Source organism: Novosphingobium sp. FSW06-99 (assembly GCF_001519065.1).
GTDB lineage: Bacteria > Pseudomonadota > Alphaproteobacteria > Sphingomonadales > Sphingomonadaceae > Novosphingobium.
In genome coordinates this window covers 41220-62005 of the sequence record NZ_KQ954264.1, presented here as the reverse complement: position 1 = coordinate 62005, position 20786 = coordinate 41220, and the positions used below count along the sequence as shown (strand labels likewise).

Below are 20786 nucleotides of genomic sequence, written 5' to 3'. Positions count from 1 at the left end.
CTGAATTCGGGCGATTTATGCACAGCTTCGCTTGTCCCGGTGCGGTCGGTGCTTGCGAAGGCACCGGGCGTGGTTATGGAAGGTGGTCCGAAACCGCAACACACCTTGCGCGAATCCCCTCGCACGGGGCTGATCGCGACCGGGATGGCATGACCGAGGGATCGAGACGAGAATGAAGGCCACCATCGAACGCGCGACGCTGTTGCGTTGTCTGTCCCATGTGCAATCGGTGGTCGAGCGGCGCAACACCATCCCGATCCTGTCAAACGTGCTGATCGATGCATCGGCCAGCGGATCGGTCAAGCTGATGGCGACCGACCTCGATCTGCAAGTGATCGAATCGATGCCCGCGGCATCGGTCGAGGCCGCAGGGGCGATCACCGTATCGGCGCACCTGCTGTTCGACATTGCGCGCAAGCTGCCCGACGGGTCGCAAGTCAGCCTGGAAACCGTCGACAATCGTATGGTGGTCAAGGCCGGGCGCAGCCGGTTCCAGTTGCCGACGCTGCCGCGCGACGACTTTCCGGTGATTGTCGAAGGCGATCTGCCGACCAGTTTCGAAATCCCCGCGCGTACCCTGGCCGAACTGATCGACCGCACGCGCTTTGCGATTTCGACCGAGGAAACGCGCTATTACCTCAACGGCATCTTCTTCCATGTCAGCGATGACGTGCTGAAGGCCGCCGCCACCGACGGCCACCGGCTGGCGCGCTATACGCTGGCCCGGCCCGAAGGTGCCGAAGCCATGCCCGACGTGATCATCCCGCGCAAATGCGTGGGCGAATTGCGCAAACTGCTCGAAGACGTGCTCGACACCAATGTGCTGATCGATCTGTCGGCCAGCAAGGTGCGCTTTACGCTGGGCGGCGAATATGGCGTGGTGCTGACCAGCAAGCTGATCGACGGCACGTTCCCCGATTACAACCGGGTGATCCCGACCGGCAATGACAAGCTGCTGCGGCTCGATCCGCGCGCCTTTTTCGAAGGGGTCGACCGCGTCGCGACGATTGCCACCGAAAAGACCCGTGCGGTCAAGATGGCGCTCGACACCGACCGTGTCACGCTGTCGGTGACCAGCCCCGACAACGGCACGGCGGCCGAAGAGATTGCCGCCGATTACCGCGCCGATGGCTTTGAAATTGGCTTCAACGCCAATTATCTCAAGGATATTCTCAGCCAGATCGATGGCGATCTGGTCGAACTGCATCTGGCCGATGCGGGCGCGCCGACACTGATCCGCAAGGATGACCAGTCGGCAGCGCTCTATGTGCTGATGCCGATGCGCGTGTGATCGTGGTCGCTTAGGGGATATTGCTGATATCCCGTGAGGGGGCGGTTTCATCGTCGTTTGCTAGGGTTAATTCCATGACAATGGGATGGCACCGGCATGGCGGACGTCAGCATATCGGCCAAGACGGCCTTCTTTTGCCTTGAACAGAGGGATTTTGCGCGGTTTGGCAAGATTGCCGCCGCGATGCGCAAACATGGGGGGCGGGCGCTCGACCGGCTCTATCGGCGGATCGCCACGACTGAGGCAACCGCCGGGCTGTTTTCCTCGCAAGCGGCGATGGACCATGCGCGCGCCAAACAGGTCGACCATTGGGAACGCATGTTTGCCGGATCGCCTGAGCAGGCCTATCTGCAATCCGCGCAAACCATTGGCCGTGTCCATGCGCGGATCGGGCTCGAACCGGGCTGGTACATCGGTGCCTATTCGGCTGTGCTCGACGATGTGATCCAGTCCATCACGCGCGGCGCATTCGGGCCGCTGGGCAGACGCCTGGGCGAAACCATCGGCAGTCTGGTCAAGATGGCGCTGTTCGACATGGACATAGCGCTGTCGACTTATTTCGACATAGAGGCCGAACGCCGCTCGAAAGTGATAACGACGCTGGGCGAAGCGCTGCACGTGATGACCGAGGGCGATTTCGCGACGCGGCTCGACACGCTGCCGCCCGGTTTCGAAAGTTTGCAGCGCGATTTTGAGGCGATGCGCGGCAAAGTCAGCGCGGCGCTGGCGCATGTTGCCGATAATGCGCGCCAGGTCGACAGCGGTGCACGCGAAATCCGCCAGGCATCGGATGATCTGGCGATGCGCACCGAGCACCAGGCCGCCAGTCTGGAAGAAGCCTCTGCCGCGATGACGACGCTGGCGGCAAGCGTCGGGCAAACCGCAGGTGATGCGGCAACCATGCACGCATCGGTGCAACAGGCGCATGCCGATGCCCAGGCCGGTGGCACCGTCGTTGGCGAAACTGTCGCGGCGATGCGCGATATCCATGCCTCGGCGCTCGAAATCGGCAAAATCGTCACGGTGATCGACGGGATCGCGTTCCAGACCAACCTGCTGGCGCTTAACGCCGGGGTCGAGGCGGCGCGCGCGGGCGAGGCCGGGCGCGGCTTTGCGGTGGTCGCCACCGAAGTGCGCGCGTTGGCGCAACGTTCGGCCGATGCCGCGCTCGACATCAAGACGCTGATCGGCGCAAGTTCGGCGCAAGTCGAGCGCGGGGTCGATCTGGTCGGGCAGACCGGCGATACGTTTGAACGGATCGTTGGCAAAGTCGGCGAAATCGCGGAACTGGCCAGCACGATTGCCAGCACTGCGCGCACCCAGGCAACCCAGATCAGCGAAGTGCGCGAAACCGTCAGCGAGCTTGACGTGATGACCCAGCACAACGCCGCGATGGTCGAACAGGCCACCGCCGCAGCGCGCAGCCTGGCCGCAGCAGCCGATCAGTTGACCGCGCAAGTCGGCACGTTTCGCGTCGAGGGCGGCACCATGCCGGTGGTCGCCCGCCGAGCCGCCTGACGCTATTCCGCCGCTTCGAGCAGCGCGGCGCGTTGCGGCCCGCGCAGCACGCCGCCCGGTGTCGCACCGGTCCACACGCCATCCTCGAACGTGATCACGCCGCTCTTGATGGTATAGCGATAGCCTTGCGCGCGTTGCAGCAGCCGCTTGCCGCCGGCCGGCAGGTCGAACGCCAGCCATGGTTTTTCCAGCCGCAGCATGTCCATGTCGATCAGGTTGAGATCGGCCAGTGTGCCCGGCGCAATCACCCCGCGATCATCCAGGCCATAGAGGCGGGCCGTGTCATGGCTTTGGCGCTTGACCGCGGTTTCCAGCGAAATCCGCCGCCCGCGTGGACGATCGCGGACCCAGTGTTGCAGCATGAAGGTGGGCGAGGCGGCATCGCAGATCGTGCCGCAATGCGCGCCGCCGTCGCTCAGCGAATTCACGCAATCGTCGCGCGCCTGCAAGGCTTCGAGGAAGTCAAGATTGCCGTCGGCATAGTTGAGGATCGGGAAATAGATGAACCCGGTGCCGTCGCCTGCCGTCAACAGGTCATAGGCATAGGCCGCCGGGCTGACCCCGCACGCGGCGGCGCGGGCAGCGATGCTGGCCCCGGCAGGCGGCTCGTAATCGAAATCGTCGTCCATTTCGAACAACTGGTCCCACGCTTCGGCCAGTGCGCGCAGCAAGTGGATGATGTCGCTGTCGGGATAGACATTGTCTTCACCCAGCAGGGTGGCGCGAAATGCCGGGTCTTGCAGGCGCACCAGTTGCTCTGGCCAGGGCAGGTGTTCGATGGCGGTCCAGCTCGGGCGGAATCGGAACGGGTGGACCGTGCCGCGCCAGCCCATGATCACGCCATTGCCGCGCAGCGCGATGGCCGCGACGATGCGCGCACCATCGGCATTCTGGCGGTCCATTTCGGCCAGTTGTTGATCGAGCGTGGTTTCGCGTGCGATCGATTGCAACGCGGCGAACACCACCGGCAGCCCGGTTTCGCGGCTGACTGCGCCCATCCAGTCGAATTCGCGCCATTCTGGGCGCAGATCGCTGGCCATTTCGAACACGCCATGGCCCACCCGGCCCATCGCGCGGCCGATCGCCACCAGCTCCTCGGCCGTGGCGGTGGTGCCGGGCACCACTTCGCCTTCGACCGATTTGTGGATCACCGTACGGCTGGTGGAAAATCCCAGCGCGCCTGCGCGCATGCCCTGTTCGACAATCGCCGCCATCTGCGCGATGTCGTCGGCGGTGGGGACTGCGCCCGGGCGTTCGCGATCGCCCAGCACATAGGCGCGCACCGCGCCGTGGGGCACGTGGGTGCCAACATCGATGGCGCGCGGCAGGCGTTCCAGCGCATCGAGATATTCGGGGAAGGTCTCCCAGTCCCAGGTCAGCCCTTCGGCCAGCGCTGTGCCGGGAATATCCTCGACGCCTTCCATCAGGCCGATCAGCCAGTCGTGGCGATCGGGCGCGGCGGGGGCAAAGCCCACCCCGCAATTGCCCATGATCGCGGTGGTGACGCCATGCCACGACGAGGGCGCCATTTCGGCATCCCAGGTCGCCTGACCATCGTAATGGGTGTGGATATCGACCCAGCCGGGGGTTACCACCAGCCCGGTGGCATCGATTTCGCGCGTCGCGCTGCCAGCGACGGCGCCGACCGCACAGATCAGCCCGTCGCGCACGGCAACATCGCCGGTAAAGCGCGCGGCGCCGGTGCCATCGACAATCGTACCGCCGCGAATGATCAGGTCATAGAGTGCCATCGGCCATTCTCCCCGGTGCGGCCGACTCGTTACGGCTGCCGTCACCTGTTAATGGCTCGATTAAGTCACAGCGTCCCGTCGGGGTCAACCCGCGATTCAGGCAAGGAAATCGGCAAGTTTTGCGGCAAATCCGGCGGGATGCGACAGCATGAACAAGTGTCCGCCGCCCTCGAACAGTTCAAGACGGCTGCCGGGAATGGCGTTGTGCAGGAAATGGGCGTTCGACACCGGGATCAACTGATCCTCGTTGTCGGCCATCACCAGCACCGGCAGCGACAGCAGCGGCAGGAATGCCACGCTGCTCCACATCGCAAAGGCCGACAACTGGCATGCCCAGCCGACCGGCGAGGGCGGTATCGCCGCGTTGAGCGACACTCGCCCCGATCCGCCGCCGTTGTACAGCGTCGCCAGATTGCGGCGCAGTGCCGCCTCGACACTGTATTCCAGCGGGTCGAGCATGTGCCCCACCATGGCGGGGTTGCCCGGCACCATCACGGTGCCCGCCGATGTTGCGGCCAGCACCAGTCGCCGGGTGCGCGCGCGATGCTGAAAGGCGAACTGTTGCGCCAGCGCACCACCCCAACTGATGCCCAGCATGTCGACCACGTCGATATGCAACCGGTCGAGCAGCGCCGCCAGCGTCAGCGCCATCTGGGGAATGGTATAGGGAAAGATCGGATCGGGCGATTGGCCGATACCCGGCATGTCGACACTGATCAGGCGGCGATCGGGCATTTCGCGGGCCACCGGTTCGAGCATTTCCATATTCATGCCGATGCCGTTCAACAGCACCAGCGGTGTGCCCCCGGCGCCGACATGCCACTGGCCGATGCGCAGCCGCCGCCCGGCGACGCCGACCATCGAAAAGCTGCCGGTCGAATCTCTGGGGGCCGATCGTGTTGCGGTGGTGGCGGTCATGCTGTCCTGTCTTGCCCCTTGGCGCGCTGCGGTCGTGTTCAGCGAGGCTGGGCGATGGCGGGCCTTTAGCCTGCCTTGCCGCGCAATGCCACCGGGCATGCTGCCGGCGCCCGATTGTCCCGCTGCGGGACGTTTGCCCGGCATTATTGCCAGGGTCGTGACATTACTGCGCAGCATGGGCCAATGATCGCGAAATCGATGGAATTTCATGGTCCGGCTTAACGCTTTTTCAAAGCGCGACGGGCCATGCCCGATTGCATGAGCGAGGCGGGCATCAACGATATCCATGCGGCAGGGGCCCGCACCAAACCCTATGCGCGCAGTCGACCGCGTCGCGAACGGGCCGGGGGCTATACGCCCGACCAGCCGGGCGCGGGTTTCCTGTTTGGCGCATCGTACCACCGATCGATGGTCGCGCCCGAATGGTGGCAGATTGCCCTGCCGATGGTGTTGGGCGTTGCCGTGCTGTTGCTGGCCAACCGCGCCTTTGCCGATTGGCTGTCGCCCGTGGTTGCGCTGGTTTCGGCCGGGGTTGCTTTGTCGGCACGGCTGATCGGGCGGCTTGACCATGCCGCCCACGGCACGCGCGATCGTATGGTGATGGTCGCGGTGATGATCGTTGCGCCGATGTTCGGGTATGGCTGGGGCATTGCCCACTGGGCGCAAGTCGGCGCTGTGCCCTGGCTTCAGGCGCTGGCGGTGCTGGTCAGCGTCGCGTTGATCGCAACCATGATCCAGTCGGTGCGTCTGGCCGGGCTGCTGTGCGGGCAAGTGGCGATGTGGGCGGCGATCACGTGTGTGGTGTCGGCGCTGGGCGGTATGCTGGCGATGATCATCGGCGTGGCGATCGGCAGCATCGCCTATGCCCGCCAGCGCGAGATCGATCTGGCCGAATACCGCCGGTTGCAGGACGCCGCGCGCGAACAGACCCGCGCGCAGGAAATTCTCGCCGATTTCGAAGAAACCGGGCAGGGCTGGTTCTGGGAAACCGACCGGCGCGGGATGATCCTGTATATTTCGGCGCCGGTTGCCGATTTGCTGGGGCGTACAGCCGAAGACCTGGTGGGGCGGCCGCTGACCGACTTGTTCCAGGTCGAGGATCAGGCCGCCGGGCAATCGGGCAACCGGGGCGAACGCACGTTGACCTTTCATCTGTCGGCGCGGTCCAGCTTCAGCGATCTGACCGTGCGCGCGGCGGTGCGCGACGAGGAACGCTGGTGGGCGATCACCGGGCGGCCGATCTATGACACGTTCGACAATTTTCAGGGCTTTCGCGGGTCGGGTGCCGATCTGACGCAACAGCGGCGTACGCAGGAACACGTGTCGCGGCTGGCCCATTTCGATTCGCTGACCGGGCTGTCGAACCGGTTTTTCATGTCGCAGTCGCTCGAAAAGATCCTCATCGCGCCGCAGATGCGCCAGCGCGCCTGTGCGGTGTTCCTGATCGATCTCGACAGGTTCAAGCAAGTCAACGATACGCTGGGCCACCCGGCGGGCGACCAGTTGCTGAAACAGGTGGCGCAACGGCTGGAACGCGGGGTCGGCTCGGCTGGGCGCGTCGGGCGGCTGGGCGGCGATGAATTCCAGATCATTCTGCCGGGCCGGATCGAACGGCCGATGCTGGCGCAGATTGCCGCGCATATCATCGAAAGCCTGTCGCAATCGTACAACCTCGATGGCAGCCGGGTAATGATCGGCGCCTCGATCGGTATCGCCATCGCGCCCGATGACGGGGTGACCAGCGAAGCGCTGATCCGCAACGCCGATCTGGCGCTCTATGCCGCCAAGGATGGCGGCCGCGGGCGGTTCCATTTCTATGCGCCCGATCTGCACAGCGACGCCGAGGAACGCCGCCAGCTTGAAGAAGACTTGCGCGATGCGCTGGCGCACGGGCAGTTGGAACTGTTCTATCAGCCGGTGGTGCAGACCACGACCGAGAAGATCACCGGGTTTGAGGCACTGCTGCGCTGGACTCATCCCGAACACGGCAGCATTTCGCCGGCCAAGTTCATCCCGATTGCCGAAGATGCCGGGCTGATCGCGCAGATCGGCGAATGGGCGCTGCGCCAGGCCTGCAGCGATCTGGCCAAATGGCCGGGGTCGGTGCGCGTGGCGGTGAATGTTTCGGCACTGCAATTCGCCAATCCGGCGTTGCCGGGCATCGTCACCAGCGCGCTGGCGTCGTCCGGGGTCGCCGCCGACCGCCTGGAGCTCGAAATTACCGAAAGCGTGTTCATCAACGACGATGACGGCAACGAGGCGATGTTCCGCGCGCTGAAACGGGTGGGGGTGCGGCTGGCGCTCGACGATTTCGGCACCGGCTATTCCTCGCTCGGCTATCTGAAAAAGGCGCCGTTCGACAAGATCAAGATCGACCAGTCGTTTGTACGCGGCGCGACCCAGCCGGGCAGCCGCAACGGCGCGATCATCGCCTCGATCGTCAGCCTGGCCGAAGCGCTCAATATGGAAACCACCGCCGAAGGGGTGGAAACGCTCGACGAGCTCGATCTGGTGCGCCTGCTCGGGTGCAGTCATGTGCAGGGCTATATCTACGAACGCCCGCTGTCGGCGCAGGCCGCTGCCGACCGGCTGGGCAGCGGGCTGGTGGCGATTGCGCGCGGGCCGCGCGCGGCGCGTGCGTTGCGCCAGTCGATCCTGCGCCGCGTGGTGCTGGAACATGGCGGCCAGCGCTATGATGCCAATGTGCGCAATATCAGCCAGTCGGGCGCGCTGGTCGAAGGCTTGCGCAATGTTCCTGCGGGCACCGTGTTCCGCATCCAGCTGTCCGATGGGCAAGTTGTCAACGGCACCACCCGCTGGTCGGAAGAGGAACGCATGGGCATCGAATTTTCCGAGCCGCTGGAACTCGACGAAAATGGCCGCATCGCGGTGATTTCGACGCGGCGCGCGCGCCAGGCACCACTTTCTCCCGCCGGGACGACGGTCGATGGTGCACAGCGGCGCACCGGTTGATGACAGGACGCGGACACGCTGCTAACGGCCACGCATGACCGACCTCGCGCTGATCCGCAATTTCTCCATCATTGCCCACATCGACCACGGCAAATCGACGCTGGCCGACCGCCTGATCCAGTTCACCGGCGGCCTGTCTGAACGTGAAATGTCGGCCCAGGTGCTCGACAACATGGATATCGAGCGCGAACGCGGCATCACTATCAAGGCGCAGACCGTGCGCCTCGATTACCCGGCCAAGGACGGCAAGACCTATCAGCTCAACCTGATGGACACCCCCGGCCACGTCGACTTTGCCTATGAAGTCAGTCGCAGCCTGGCCGCGTGTGAAGGCGCGTTGCTGGTGGTCGACGCGGCGCAGGGGGTCGAGGCGCAGACGCTCGCCAATGTCTATCAGTCGATCGAGCACGATCACGAAATCGTGCCGGTGATCAACAAGATCGACTTGCCCGCCGCCGAACCCGAACGCGTCAAGGCGCAGATCGAGGATGTGATCGGGCTCGATGCCAGCCAGGCGGTGATGACCAGCGCCAAATCGGGGATCGGCATTGCCGAAGTGCTCGAAGCGATCGTCACGCGCATTCCTCCGCCGTCGGGCGATCGAAATGCGCCGTTGAAGGCGATGCTGGTCGATAGCTGGTATGACCCCTATCTGGGCGTGGTCATTCTGGTGCGCATCATCGATGGCGTGATCCGCAAGGGGCTGCAGGTCCGCTTCATGGCCGGCGATACCGAACACCTGATCGACCGCGTGGGCTGCATGCGGCCCAAGATCGAGCAACTGGCCGAACTGGGGCCGGGCGAGATCGGCTTCATCACCGCGCAGATCAAGGAAGTGGCGCAGGCCCGCGTGGGTGACACCATCACCACCGTCAAGGGCGGCGCGACCGAGGCTCTGCCCGGCTTCAAGGAAGTGCAGCCGGTGGTGTTCTGCGGGCTGTTCCCGACCGATGCCGCCGATTTCGAAAAGCTGCGCGATTCGATCGGCAAGTTGCGGCTGAACGATGCCAGTTTCAGCTTTGAAATGGAAACCAGCGCGGCGCTCGGCTTTGGCTATCGTTGCGGGTTTCTCGGGCTGTTGCATCTGGAAATCATCCAGGAACGGCTGAGCCGCGAATATGATCTCGACCTGATCACGACGGCGCCCAGCGTGGTCTATCGCCTGTCGATGACCGACGGGTCGATCGTCGAACTGCACAACCCGTCCGACATGCCCGACCCGGTCAAGATCGACACGATGTACGAACCGTGGATCAAGGCGACGATCTACACCCCCGACGAATATCTCGGCTCGATCCTGAAGCTGTGCCAGGACAGGCGCGGCATCCAGACCGGGCTGACTTATGTCGGTGGCCGGGCCCAGGTGAACTATGAACTGCCGCTCAATGAAGTGGTGTTCGATTTCTACGACCGGCTGAAATCGATCAGCCGGGGCTATGCCAGTTTCGATTATGAACAGATCGGCCTGCGCGAGGGCGATCTGGTCAAGATGAACATCCTGGTCAACAACGAACCGGTCGACGCGCTGAGCATGATCGTCCACCGCAGCCAGGCCGATGCGCGTGGGCGCGGCCTGGTCGAACGGCTGAAGGATCTGATCCCCCGCCACTTGTTCAAGATCCCGATCCAGGCCGCGATCGGCGCCAAAGTGATTGCCCGCGAAACCATCGCCGCAATGCGCAAGGACGTTACCGCCAAATGCTATGGCGGCGACATCAGTCGCAAGAAAAAGCTGCTCGACAAGCAGAAAGAAGGCAAAAAGCGCATGCGCGAATACGGCAGCGTGCAAATCCCGCAGGAAGCCTTCATTGCCGCGCTGCGGATGGGCGAAGAGTAAGACTGCTTCGGGTTCGAGAATCGGTCGCCATCATTGCCAAGGTGGACAACGTGGCATTACGCGGTGATTGCCGCCGCAAGCGTTCCGGTTCTGCGGCAATGACCTTGGGATAGACCTGCACTGCAGGCGGCGGCATCGTGCGGCCGATCTTGTATTGCCGGATATTGGCCACCGGAATGCCATAGCGGTCCGCGAATTCGGTCCGGCTGAGGCCAAGCGCATGACGCAATTTACGGATGTTGCGACCCATCAGCGCACGTTCAACCCCGGCTTCGGACACCGCGAAATCATCCGGATCGTCAAGGTCAGCCGGAATGGCGATGATAGGCTCTTTGTTCACCTGTGTTGTTCCTGCGCACGTCAATCCGCGTCGTAAGGCGCCAGCAGGTGGCGCCAGATCAGCGCGCCGATTGCCGCACCTGCCAGCGGCGCGGCCCAGAACAGCCACAACTGGCCCAGCGCGCCGGTCTGCGCGATCAGCGCGACGCCGGTCGAGCGGGCCGGGTTGACCGAGGTGTTGGTGACCGGGATGGCGATCAGGTGGATCAGCGTCAGCGCCAGGCCAATCGCGATCGGGGCAAACCCGGCCGGCACCAGGCGCGAGGTCGAGCCCAGGATAACGACCAGAAACCCGGCGGTCAGGATCACCTCGATCAGGGCAGCAGCAAACAGCGAATAGTGGCCGGGCGACAGATCGCCATAGCCGTTCGAGGCAAAACCGCCGACTACAAAGCCGGGCTTGCCGCTGGCCACGGCATAGAGCGCGACGGCGGCGATCACCGCGCCGAACACTTGCGCGATCCAGTAGGGGATCAGATAGCGCCATTCGAACCGGCCAGCCACCGCCAGCCCGAGTGATACGGCGGGGTTGAAATGGCCGCCGGAAATGCCGCCCACCGCGTATGCCATCGTCATCACGGTCAGGCCAAAGGCGAGCGCGACGCCCGCAAAACCGATGCCGAGCGTGGGGTACGCCGCAGCCAGCACCGCCGCACCGCATCCGCCAAACACCAGCCAGAACGTGCCGAAAAATTCGGCCGCCAATTTGTGTCGCATGTCCTGTCTCCCACCTTGTTGCCTGCACATGGTTAATTTCATTCTATGGCCATGACAACCGGTGCCGGGTGTGCTGGGATGGGACGATGGCTGAACATTCTCCCGCACTTGCCCCGGTATCGCCCGCTTCGATGGGAATTGCCGCGATTTCCACCGTGGTCGAATGGTACGATTTCACACTCTATCTCTATTTCGTCACGGTGCTGGCGCGGGTGTTTTACGGCGGCGGCAGCGGGTCGGTCGGCGTCGCGCTGGCCGGATTTGCGGTGTCCTATGTAATGCGGCCGCTGGGCGCGGTGGTGCTGGGGGTGTTTGGCGACCGGCACGGGCGGCGGCGCGCGATGATGGTGTCGATGGCGGTGATGACGCTGGCAATGGCGGCCACCGCCTGTCTGCCGACACGCGCCGTGGCGGGGCCGGTGGCGGGGTGGCTGTTGCTGGCCCTGCGCTGTGTCATGGCCTTTGCGGTGGGCGGCGAATATACCGGGGTGGTTGCCTATCTGGTCGAAGGCGCCCCCGCCGTGCGGCGCGGGCTGATCGCCTCGCTGGCCTCGGCGGCCAGCGAAGTCGGCGCCCTGCTGGCCGCGGCGGTCAGCGCGGCAGTCGTGCTGACCCTGCCGATCGCGGCGCTTGATACCTGGGGCTGGCGGGTGCCGTTCGCGGTGGGCGCGGTGCTGGCCGGGGCGATCTGGATCGGGCGGTCGCACATGGCCGAATCGCCCGAATTTCTTGACAACGTGGCGCATGGCGCGATCGACGCCCAGCCGCTGGCGCGTGCCATCGGGGCCGAACGCGCAGGGGTGTTGCGCGGCTTTTCAATTTCGTCGCTGGGGTCGATCTCGTACTACGTCGGCATCAACTATGTTCCGGCCTTTCTGGTCGGATCGGGCGCGATGGGCGAAGGCGCGGCGCTGTGGCTGTCGACCCTGGCGGCGTTGATGGTGATCGCGATCACGCCGATTGCGGGCGCGATGTCCGACCGATTGGGGCGGCGGCCGATGCTGGTGGGGATTGCCCTGGCCGGATCGGTGCTGCCGATCGTGCTGTTTCCGCTGATGCTGCGTGGCGGTATGGGCATGGCGCTGGGCGGGGCGATGATGCTGGCCGCGATTGGCGGCGCGTGGAGCGCGGTGGCCGCTTCGGCCACGGCCGAACAGTTTTCCGGTCGCGCGCGGTTGTCTGGCCTGGCGCTGGGGTTTTCCACAGCAACAACCGTGTTCGGCGGTTTGTCGCCGTGGGTGGCGCATGTGCTGATCGTGGCAACCGGCGCGGCCTGGGCGCCCGGTGCGATGATCGCGCTGGTGGCCGCCGCTGTGGTGCCAGTGCTGATCATGATGCCCGAAACCGCTCCGCGCAAGCTGACGGCACAATAGACGGTTGACCCGCGCAATGCTTCGCGACACGGATGGCAACGATGATCGATCCAGCTTTGTTTCGCAGCGTGCTCGGCGCCTATCCCACCGGTGTTGCGGTGATCACCGCTGTCACGGACGATGGCGTGCGCCATGGGCTGGTGGTCGGCTCGTTCACGTCGATTTCGCTGGACCCGCCGCTGGTCGGCTTTTTCCCCGATCGCAAATCGCGGTCCTGGGCCCAGATTGCCCCGGTCGGCCGGTTCTGCGTCAATGTGCTGGGATCGGACCAGCTCGACTTGTGCCGCCGATTCGCCGCGCGTGCCGAGGACAAGTTTGCCGACCTGGCGCATGGCCACACCCCGTCGGGCCAGCCGCTGCTGGAAAATGCGATCGCCTGGATCGATTGCGTGGTCGAACGGGTGACCGACGTCGGGGACCATTTTCTGGTGGTCGGCTCGGTCGAATCGCTCGGTCGCCGCGACGTGGGCACGCCGCTGCTGTTCTTCAGCGGCCAATATCACGACCTGGCCGAGCTGGATTATTGAGTTCGGAGCGTATTTGTTGGCGTCAATTTGACTTTGGTCAACGCCGACCTCTTTCGCATCTGCGAGAACGGTTTTCGACGGAAGGGCGACGGTCACCACTCTCGACAGCGTGTCTTTCCGCCGATTTCTCCCCAACTTGGGCGGCCGGTGACCCCGGTCGCCCTTATTTTTGTGGGGAGGCCGATTTACCAAGGTGGAATTGTCGTTTCACCAAATATTTGGTAGATGGCCCTCTATGTCATCTTGCGAAACATGCGTTGTACGCAACCGAGCGATCTGTGCAGGCCTCGACAGTCGTGAACTGGTCGCCCTCAATACGATGGGGCGGCGCAGGAACGTGTCTGCGGGCGAACCGCTGATCTGGGAGGACGATGATTCGCTGCTGGTCGCCAACGTGATCGACGGTGTGCTGAAATTGACCACCTCCACCGAAGACGGGCGCGAACAGATTGTCGGCGTCGCCTATCCGTCGGATTTCATCGGCCGGCCGTTTGGCCAGACCAGCCGGGCCAGCGTGATCGCGCTGACCGACGCGCGGGTCTGTGTGTTTGCCCGCAACGATTTCGACCGTTTTGCGCGCGAACATCCCGGGCTTGAGCACAAGCTGCTCGAACGTACGCTGGCAGAGCTTGATCGCACGCGGTCATGGATGATGCTGCTGGGCCGCAAGACCGCGTCGGAAAAGATCGCGACGTTCCTGCTCGATATGTCGGATCGCTTTGGCGAGACCGGCTGTGCGCCGACGCTGATGCCGGCCAAACGCTTTGCCTTGCCATTTTCGCGCCAGCAAGTGGCCGATCTGCTGGGCCTGACCATCGAAACGGTCAGCCGCCAGTTCACCCGGCTGAAACAGGACGGGGTTATCGGCCTGCCATCGCGGCGCGAAGTCGAAGTGCTCGATCGCCGGGCGCTGGTTGCGCAGGCGGGCTGACCCGCACAAGCGCACATTCCAAAAAAGCGGCGGGCGGAACGCTGCCGGAGGATCCCAGACTCCGGCGCATCCCGCCCACCTTCCCCGGCGATTAGGCCGGGGATCTCGTGGCATTCAATCAGAAGCGGTACGCGACACCCGCGCTCAGCACCCAGGGATCGAGCTTGTTCTTGGTGGTCAGCACGTCGGCGCTGCCCGCATAGAAGTTCGCGGTGGTGTCCACCCAGTACTTTTTGGCGTCGAAGCTGAGGCTGTAGGGGCTCTTGCCGATCGGGATATCGACGCCGGCCTGCACCGCAACACCCACATCGCTCGACAGCTTCGTCCTGGTCACGCCCAGCGCAAGCGCATCGGCACCGGGCCGTTCGCCACCGACGATGAACCAGGTCGGGCCAACGCCGACATAGGGTTTGATCGGCCCAAGCGGCAGGTGGTATTTCACCGTAAGGGTTGCCGGAACGATCAGCACGTGATCAATCAAGGCGGTTCCGGCCAGCGAGCCCGCGCCACCGACATGGTGTGCGGTGACGCCTGCGATGGTTTCAACCGACACGTTGGGCGTGAAGAAATATTCGACTGCCAGCGTCGGGGTGAACGCGTTGTCGCTGGCATAAGTCTGCGGCGCGGACACCAGCGGGCCGGTCAGCGTGGTCTGTTCGACTTTGCTGATCTTGCCGTCGGGAATCACTGCCGTGTAGAACAGTTTGACCTGCCAGGGACCTGCCGCTGCGTCGTCGGCAAACGCCGGAGCGGCTGCGGCCAGAACGGGGGCGACCAGGCACATTGCCAGGGTCCGGCGAACAAATGTCTTCATGTCTCATGTCCTGCCGCCGCGGTTGGCCAACCCCTCGTTGGCCCGTCTGTTCAGCCGTGGCGTTGGCAGCCTGATGGGGCATCGCCAGACCCCCGGCATTGACGGAGCGCAAAATTGCGGACGCATTCGATGTTCCAATCCGGTGATGTTGCAATTGCACAACAAGGAACCCTGGCGCCCATTCCTTAATTGACCGGTGTCAATGCGCCGCCCCTGTCCCTCGCGCAGGGCCGATCGGTGAGATTGGCTATGGAAGGGAAGGCTCCATGGAATTGGTTGTGATACGTGCGGGCGTGTGGTTCGCCGCGCTCGTGCTGGCATTGATGGCGTGCGCGCTGTCGGTCGACTGGGGTTTTGCAGTGCATATGGTGATCTGCGCGCTGGCGGCTGCCATCGCGCTGATCGTTACGCTGCGCGGCAAGGATGTCGATGCGATCTCGCGCGGCATCCTGCGGTCGCCCGACCCTGGCAAATACGATGACGAAGTGATTCGCTGGGCGGTTATCGCCACGGTGTTCTGGGGCATGGCCGGTTTTATGGCCGGGCTCTACATCGCGCTCGAAATGGCGTTTCCGGCGCTCAATTTCGGCATCGAATATATCAACTTCGGCCGCCTGCGCCCGCTGCACACGTCGGCTGTCATCTTCGCCTTTGGAGGCAATGCGCTGATCGCCACGTCGTTTTACGTCGTGCAGCGTACGTGCCGGGCCAGGCTGGCCTTCCCCGGTCTCGCCCGTTTCGTGTTCTGGGGCTATCAACTGTTCATCGTGCTGGCCGCCACCGGCTATCTGATGGGGATCACCCAGGGCAAGGAATATGCCGAGCCCGAATGGTATGTCGACATCTGGCTGACGATCGTGTGGGTCAGCTATCTGGCGGTGTTCGTGTTCACGATCCTGCGCCGGTCCGAACCGCATATCTATGTCGCCAACTGGTTCTACCTGTCGTTCATCCTGACCGTGGCGATGCTGCATCTGGTCAACAACGCGGCCATTCCCGTCAGTTGGTTCGGCAGCCGGTCGATTTCGGTCGCGGGCGGGGTGCAGGGCGCGCTGATCGAGTGGTGGTATGGCCACAACGCGGTGGGCTTTTTCCTGACCGCCGGGTTCCTTGGCATGATGTACTATTTCGTGCCCAAACAGGCCAATCGTCCGGTCTATTCCTATCGCCTGTCGATCATCCATTTCTGGGCGCTGATCTTCCTCTACATCTGGGCGGGGCCGCACCATCTTCACTATACGGCGCTGCCCGACTGGGCGCAGACGCTGGGCATGGTGTTTTCGATCATGCTGTGGATGCCGAGCTGGGGCGGCATGATCAACGGGCTGATGACGCTCAACGGCGCGTGGGACAAGTTGCGCACCGATCCGATCCTGCGCCTGTTCGTGATGAGCCTGGCCTTTTACGGCATGAGCACGTTCGAAGGCCCGATGATGTCGATCAAGTCGGTCAACAGCCTGTCGCATTATACCGACTGGACGATCGGCCACGTGCATTCGGGTGCGCTCGGGTGGAACGGCATGGTCACTTTTGGCGCGCTCTATTACCTGACGCCGCGCCTGTGGAACCGCACCCGCATGTATTCGGTGCGGATGATCAACTGGCATTTCTGGCTGGCGACGCTGGGGATCGTTTTCTACGCCGCCAGCATGTGGGTCGCCGGGCTGACCGAAGGCCTGATGTGGCGCGAATATGGTCCTGACGGCTATCTGGTGAACTCGTTCGCCGAAACCGTCGCGGCGGTCCACCCGATGTACGTGCTGCGCTGCTTTGGCGGGCTGCTCTACCTGTCGGGCGCCAGCATCATGGCGTGGAACATCACCCGCACCATCCTGGGCCACGCGCAACGCGATGAAGCCCCGTTTGGCGACATCACCTTCGACCCCGCCAGGGACGTGCCGCTCACCCCGGCACCCGTCCAGTGATCTGAAGGAGCAACGACAATGGCAAACTCATTCCTTCAGCGCCACAAGGTCATCGAGCGTAATATCACGCTGCTCGCGGTCCTGGCATTCGGCGCGGTGACGATCGGGGGGATCGTCGAGATCGCCCCGCTGTTCTGGATCGACAACACGATCGAGAAAGTACAGGGCATGCGGCCCTATACCCCGCTCGAACAGGCCGGGCGCGACATCTATGTCCGCGAAGGCTGCTATCTGTGCCACAGCCAGATGATCCGTCCGTTCCGCGACGAGGTCGAACGCTATGGCCACTACAGCCTGGCCGCAGAATCGATGTACGACCACCCGTTCCAGTGGGGGTCAAAGCGCACGGGCCCCGATCTGGCGCGCGTGGGCGGCAAATATTCGGATGAATGGCATGTCCAGCATCTGAAAGACCCGCGTTCGGTCGTGCCTGAATCGATCATGCCGACCTATCAGTTCCTGGCCGAGCACGATCTCGATGCGGGCGACATGCGCGCCGAGACCAAAGTCCTGTCCGAAGTCGGTGTCCCCTATACCAGGGACGACATCGCCAAGGCCAACGACGATCTCAAGGCGCAGGCCGATCCCGACGCCGACACCACCGACCTGAAGAAGCGTTATCCCAAGGCGCAGTCGCGCGACTTTGACGGCAATCCCAAGCGCCTGACCGAAATGGATGCGCTGGTCGCCTATCTGCAGGTGCTGGGCACGATGGTCGATGTCAACGCGCCCGCCGCGCAGGAACAGTTCTCGAAGGAGAAGGGACGATGAACAGCGGATCGACCTATGAGGTGCTGCGCGGGCTGGCCGACAGTTGGGGCCTGGCTGCGATGACCGTGGTGTTTGTCGTGCTGTGCCTGTGGCCGTTCCGGCCGGGCGCGCGCAGCGAAGCCGACAAGGCCGCCAACTCGATTTTCGAGGATGACAACGATGGCGCATGATCATGGTGCGGCCGGCACCGAAACCGGCCACGCAAAGCAGCACGGTGCCCGCCTTGACGAGGCCACCGGCACGCATACTGTCGGCCACGAATGGGACGGGATCGAGGAGCTCGATACCCCGCTGCCGCGCTGGTGGCTGATCCTGTTCTATATCTGCATTGCCTTTGCAGTGGTCTATGTGATCCTCTATCCGGCGCTGCCCGGCCTGCGCGGCGCGACGCCGGGCGTGCTTGGGTGGACCAGCCGGGGCGCGCTGGCGACCGAGATCAAGACTGCCGACGCCAGCCACGCGGCAGTGCGCGCCGCGATTGCGCAGACCCCGGTCGAAGATCTGATCAGGAACCCCACCCTGCAACGCGCCGCGATCGAGGGCGGGCGCGCAGCGTTCAAGCAGAACTGCGTGCAATGCCACGGCGCGGGCGCGGCTGGGGGCAAGGGCTATCCCAACCTCAACGACGATGACTGGCTGTGGGGCGGCGATATCGGCGCGATTTACCAGACGCTGCAACACGGCATCCGCTATCCCGGTGATGATCAGACCCGCACCAGCCTGATGCCCTCGTTCGGCCGCGACGGCATCCTGACCCCGGCGCAAGTCCAGGATGTGGTCAGCCATGTCCGTGTGATCAGCAAACAGGACCCGGCCTCGGCCTCTTCGCAACGCGGGGCGGTGATCTTCGCCCAGAATTGCGCGGTGTGCCATGGCGCCAATGGTGAAGGCGGACGCACGGTCGGTGCGCCACGGCTCAACGACGCGATCTGGCTTTATGGCGGCGATCGCGCGGCGATCACCAACACCGTCACCAACGCCCATGCCGGGGTGATGCCGGCCTGGGGGCAGCGGCTCGATCCCGTCACGGTCAAGATGCTGGCCGCCTATGTCCATTCGCTGGGCGGCGGTGAAGCGACCCCCACTGTGCCGGTTGCGGCCAGATAACCACAGGACATGCCAGACATGAACGCGCCAGATCCCAGGCTCGTGGCAAGGACAGACCCGGACCCCGTACAGCTTTATGCCAGGCGGGTTCCGGTCTTTCCGCGCAAAGTTGACGGACCGTTTCGTCGTTTCAAATGGGCGGTCATGGCGCTGTGCCTGATCGTCTATTGGGGCACGCCGTGGCTGCGCTGGAACCGGGGGGAGTGGGCTCCGCACCAGGCCGTGCTGATCGATCTGGCGCACCGGCGGTTCTACATGTTTGCCATCGAAATCTGGCCGCACGAATTCTATTTCGTGGCCGGCCTGCTGATCATGGCGGGGATCGGGCTGTTTCTGGTGACCAGCGTGGTCGGCCGTGCGTGGTGCGGCTATGCCTGCCCGCAAACGGTGTGGACCGATCTGTTCCAGCATGTCGACCGGTTGATCGATGGCGATCGCAACGCCCAATTGCGGATGCAAAAGGCGCCGTGGACAGCGGGCAAGCTGGCCAGGCGACTGCTCAAATGGGCGATCTGGCTGGGCATTTCGTTCATGACCGGCGGGGCGTGGATCTTCTATTTCGCCGACGCGCCCACGCTGCAGCGCGCGTTCTGGACCGGCACGGCCGATCCGGTTGCCTATGCCACGGTCGGCGTGCTGACGCTGACCACATTTGTGCTGGGCGGGTTCATGCGCGAACAGGTGTGCGTCTATATGTGCCCCTGGCCGCGCATCCAGTCGGCGATGCTCGATGAAAAATCGCTGCTGGTCACTTACAAGCACTGGCGCGGCGAACCGCGCGGCTCGCTCAAGACCGCGCAACGCCATCTTGAAACCGGGCTGGCGCCGGTCGGCGATTGCATCGATTGCCACCAGTGCGCGGCGGTCTGCCCGACCGGGATCGACATTCGCGAAGGCGCCCAGATCGGCTGCATCACCTGCGGGCTGTGCATCGATGCCTGCGACAGCGCGATGGCGCAAGTGGGCCGCCCGCGCGGGTTGATCGATTATTGCACGCTGGAAGACGCCACCCGCGAAGCGCATGGCGAGGCCGATACTCCGGTGCTCAAGACCATCCTGCGCCCGCGCACGCTGATCTATTTCGCGGTGTGGGCGGGGATCGGCGCGGGGCTGCTGTTCATGCTGGGCACGCGCACGCGGTTGACGCTGTCGGTGGCCAAGGATCGCAACCCCGAATTCGTGCAATTGTCTGGCGGCGCGGCGCGCGACGGGTTCACCGTCAAGGTGCGCAACATGGAAGATCGCCCGCGCCCGGTCACGCTGACCACCAGCGGCGTGCCCGGCGCCTTGATCTATACCGACGACATGGATGAGCACGGAGCGCGGGGCACGCTGGCGATGAGCGTCCCTGCCGACACCACGCTGCGCCTGCGGCTCTATATGCTGGGCCCGGTCGGCACAAAACCCGGCCCGGTGTTGTTCCAGCTCAAAGCGGGCGATCGTGAACAAGGGCACGATCAGGTGCGATCGACATTTTCCAATGCGGAAGGAAACGGCCAATGACCCGCCAAGCTATCGTTCCACACCGGTTGTGGCGCCCGTTCACCGGCTGGCACATGCTGGCGATCCTGACTGCCGGGTTTGGCGTGGTGCTGGTCATCAATGTCGCCATGGCGCGGCTGGCGCTGTCGACGTTCAGCGGCGAAGTGGTGGAAAATTCCTATGACGCCAGCCAGCGCTACAATGGCTGGATCGATCAGGCGCGGGCCGAACGCGCGCTGGGCTGGACCGCCGGGTTCGGCACGGCGGGCGACCGGCTGTCGGTCACGCTGGTCGATCGTCAGGCACGGCCCTTGCGCGGTGCGCGGCTCAGCGGCGATGCCACGCATCCGCTGGGCGCGACGACCGATCTCGGCCTGGACTTCGTCGAGACCGCCCCCGGTACTTATACGGCCACGCTGCCTGCCGGACGCTGGCGTATCCACCTGGCCGTGCAGGCCGCCGGGCATTCCTGGCACCATGTTGCCGAAGTGACCAGCGGAGCGCGTCCGTGA

General features: G+C 64.1%; 18 protein-coding genes. 13 read left to right on the top strand and 5 right to left on the bottom strand.

Annotated elements, in window-relative coordinates; translation table 11 throughout:
• Positions 1-172: 172 nt before the first annotated feature.
• Both dnaN and AQZ49_RS19185 read left to right on the top strand, forming a co-directional pair.
• Positions 173-1291 carry a DNA polymerase III subunit beta gene (gene dnaN, locus AQZ49_RS19190; RefSeq protein ID WP_067619695.1) on the top strand — a complete coding sequence of 373 codons (1119 nt, stop codon included), beginning with the start codon at positions 173-175 and terminating at the stop codon, positions 1289-1291.
• Between the two features lie 96 nt (positions 1292-1387).
• Positions 1388-2809: a globin-coupled sensor protein gene (locus AQZ49_RS19185; protein WP_067619692.1), complete on the top strand. Its 1422-nt coding sequence runs from the start codon at positions 1388-1390 to the stop codon at positions 2807-2809.
• Between the two features lie 2 nt (positions 2810-2811).
• On the opposite strand, the gene AQZ49_RS19180 is transcribed toward AQZ49_RS19185, so the two are convergent.
• Positions 2812-4560, bottom strand: a complete 1749-nt coding sequence (locus AQZ49_RS19180) for an N-acyl-D-amino-acid deacylase family protein (protein ID WP_067619690.1) — start codon at positions 4558-4560, stop codon at positions 2812-2814.
• A gap of 96 nt (positions 4561-4656) precedes the next feature.
• A complete protein-coding gene (locus AQZ49_RS19175) occupies positions 4657-5478 on the bottom strand; it encodes an alpha/beta fold hydrolase (RefSeq protein ID WP_231739324.1) in 822 nt (273 codons plus the stop codon).
• 258 nt (positions 5479-5736) lie between these two features.
• Between AQZ49_RS19175 and AQZ49_RS19165 the strand changes: the two genes are divergently transcribed.
• The gene (locus tag AQZ49_RS19165; protein ID WP_156428401.1) at positions 5737-8451 is read left to right on the top strand and encodes an EAL domain-containing protein; all 2715 of its coding nucleotides are present in this window, start codon (positions 5737-5739) and stop codon (positions 8449-8451) included.
• Between the two features lie 34 nt (positions 8452-8485).
• Entirely contained in the window at positions 8486-10288 is a 1803-nt protein-coding gene (gene lepA / locus AQZ49_RS19160; RefSeq protein ID WP_067619678.1) for a translation elongation factor 4, read from the top strand.
• On the opposite strand, the gene AQZ49_RS19155 is transcribed toward lepA, so the two are convergent.
• Together AQZ49_RS19155 and aqpZ are read right to left on the bottom strand one after the other, a co-directional pair.
• On the bottom strand, positions 10257-10628 hold the full coding sequence (locus tag AQZ49_RS19155; protein WP_067619675.1) for a helix-turn-helix domain-containing protein: 372 nt from the start codon (positions 10626-10628) through the stop codon (positions 10257-10259). The two genes, lepA and AQZ49_RS19155, sit on opposite strands and share 32 nt — an antisense overlap.
• Positions 10629-10648: 20 nt before the next feature.
• On the bottom strand, positions 10649-11344 hold the full coding sequence (aqpZ, locus tag AQZ49_RS19150; protein ID WP_067619672.1) for an aquaporin Z: 696 nt from the start codon (positions 11342-11344) through the stop codon (positions 10649-10651).
• An 86-nt stretch (positions 11345-11430) separates the two neighbouring features.
• Here aqpZ and AQZ49_RS19145 point away from each other — a divergent pair, with 86 nt between their 5' ends.
• From AQZ49_RS19145 to AQZ49_RS19135, 3 genes are all read left to right on the top strand, one after another.
• Complete coding sequence (locus tag AQZ49_RS19145; protein WP_231739323.1) at positions 11431-12717, top strand: MFS transporter; 1287 nt, start codon at positions 11431-11433, stop codon at positions 12715-12717.
• A 41-nt stretch (positions 12718-12758) separates the two neighbouring features.
• Positions 12759-13244 carry a flavin reductase family protein gene (locus tag AQZ49_RS19140; RefSeq protein WP_067619852.1) on the top strand — a complete coding sequence of 162 codons (486 nt, stop codon included), beginning with the start codon at positions 12759-12761 and terminating at the stop codon, positions 13242-13244.
• 235 nt (positions 13245-13479) lie between these two features.
• On the top strand, positions 13480-14175 hold the full coding sequence (locus tag AQZ49_RS19135; RefSeq protein WP_067619666.1) for a Crp/Fnr family transcriptional regulator: 696 nt from the start codon (positions 13480-13482) through the stop codon (positions 14173-14175).
• Positions 14176-14293: 118 nt separating this feature from the next.
• Here AQZ49_RS19135 and AQZ49_RS19130 read toward each other — a convergent pair whose 3' ends face one another.
• On the bottom strand, positions 14294-14989 hold the full coding sequence (locus AQZ49_RS19130) for an OmpW/AlkL family protein (RefSeq protein WP_067619662.1): 696 nt from the start codon (positions 14987-14989) through the stop codon (positions 14294-14296).
• Between the two features lie 266 nt (positions 14990-15255).
• On the opposite strand from AQZ49_RS19130, the gene ccoN reads away from it, so the two are divergent.
• From ccoN to AQZ49_RS19100, 6 genes are read left to right on the top strand one after another with little or no spacing between them, the layout of a single operon-like run.
• Positions 15256-16914 (top strand): cytochrome-c oxidase, cbb3-type subunit I, encoded by a 1659-nt coding sequence (gene ccoN / locus AQZ49_RS19125; RefSeq protein ID WP_067619659.1) that lies wholly within the window; start codon positions 15256-15258, stop codon positions 16912-16914.
• A gap of 18 nt (positions 16915-16932) precedes the next feature.
• Entirely contained in the window at positions 16933-17685 is a 753-nt protein-coding gene (ccoO, locus tag AQZ49_RS19120; protein ID WP_067619657.1) for a cytochrome-c oxidase, cbb3-type subunit II, read from the top strand.
• The gene (locus tag AQZ49_RS19115; RefSeq protein ID WP_067619653.1) at positions 17682-17855 is read left to right on the top strand and encodes a cbb3-type cytochrome c oxidase subunit 3; all 174 of its coding nucleotides are present in this window, start codon (positions 17682-17684) and stop codon (positions 17853-17855) included. The genes ccoO and AQZ49_RS19115 overlap by 4 nt, the downstream gene beginning before the upstream one ends.
• Entirely contained in the window at positions 17845-18792 is a 948-nt protein-coding gene (ccoP, locus tag AQZ49_RS19110) for a cytochrome-c oxidase, cbb3-type subunit III (protein WP_067619650.1), read from the top strand. Before AQZ49_RS19115 ends, ccoP begins: the two co-directional genes overlap by 11 nt.
• An 18-nt stretch (positions 18793-18810) precedes the next feature.
• Positions 18811-20295, top strand: a complete 1485-nt coding sequence (gene ccoG, locus AQZ49_RS19105; protein WP_067619647.1) for a cytochrome c oxidase accessory protein CcoG — start codon at positions 18811-18813, stop codon at positions 20293-20295.
• Positions 20292-20786 (top strand): FixH family protein, encoded by a 495-nt coding sequence (locus tag AQZ49_RS19100; protein WP_082701919.1) that lies wholly within the window; start codon positions 20292-20294, stop codon positions 20784-20786. Before ccoG ends, AQZ49_RS19100 begins: the two co-directional genes overlap by 4 nt.

Coding starts and splice junctions, on each gene's coding strand:
- AQZ49_RS19145 (WP_231739323.1), top strand. CDS start 11,431: ATGGCTGAACATTCTCCCGCACTTGCCCCGGTATCGCCCGCTTCGATG.
- AQZ49_RS19165 (WP_156428401.1), top strand. CDS start 5,737: ATGAGCGAGGCGGGCATCAACGATATCCATGCGGCAGGGGCCCGCACC.
- AQZ49_RS19135 (WP_067619666.1), top strand. CDS start 13,480: ATGTCATCTTGCGAAACATGCGTTGTACGCAACCGAGCGATCTGTGCA.
- ccoN (WP_067619659.1), top strand. CDS start 15,256: ATGGAATTGGTTGTGATACGTGCGGGCGTGTGGTTCGCCGCGCTCGTG.
- lepA (WP_067619678.1), top strand. CDS start 8,486: ATGACCGACCTCGCGCTGATCCGCAATTTCTCCATCATTGCCCACATC.
- ccoP (WP_067619650.1), top strand. CDS start 17,845: ATGGCGCATGATCATGGTGCGGCCGGCACCGAAACCGGCCACGCAAAG.
- AQZ49_RS19100 (WP_082701919.1), top strand. CDS start 20,292: ATGACCCGCCAAGCTATCGTTCCACACCGGTTGTGGCGCCCGTTCACC.
- AQZ49_RS19185 (WP_067619692.1), top strand. CDS start 1,388: ATGGCGGACGTCAGCATATCGGCCAAGACGGCCTTCTTTTGCCTTGAA.
- AQZ49_RS19130 (WP_067619662.1), bottom strand. CDS start 14,989: ATGAAGACATTTGTTCGCCGGACCCTGGCAATGTGCCTGGTCGCCCCC.
- AQZ49_RS19175 (WP_231739324.1), bottom strand. CDS start 5,478: ATGACCGCCACCACCGCAACACGATCGGCCCCCAGAGATTCGACCGGC.
- AQZ49_RS19115 (WP_067619653.1), top strand. CDS start 17,682: ATGAACAGCGGATCGACCTATGAGGTGCTGCGCGGGCTGGCCGACAGT.
- aqpZ (WP_067619672.1), bottom strand. CDS start 11,344: ATGCGACACAAATTGGCGGCCGAATTTTTCGGCACGTTCTGGCTGGTG.
- AQZ49_RS19180 (WP_067619690.1), bottom strand. CDS start 4,560: ATGGCACTCTATGACCTGATCATTCGCGGCGGTACGATTGTCGATGGC.
- dnaN (WP_067619695.1), top strand. CDS start 173: ATGAAGGCCACCATCGAACGCGCGACGCTGTTGCGTTGTCTGTCCCAT.
- ccoO (WP_067619657.1), top strand. CDS start 16,933: ATGGCAAACTCATTCCTTCAGCGCCACAAGGTCATCGAGCGTAATATC.
- AQZ49_RS19140 (WP_067619852.1), top strand. CDS start 12,759: ATGATCGATCCAGCTTTGTTTCGCAGCGTGCTCGGCGCCTATCCCACC.
- ccoG (WP_067619647.1), top strand. CDS start 18,811: ATGAACGCGCCAGATCCCAGGCTCGTGGCAAGGACAGACCCGGACCCC.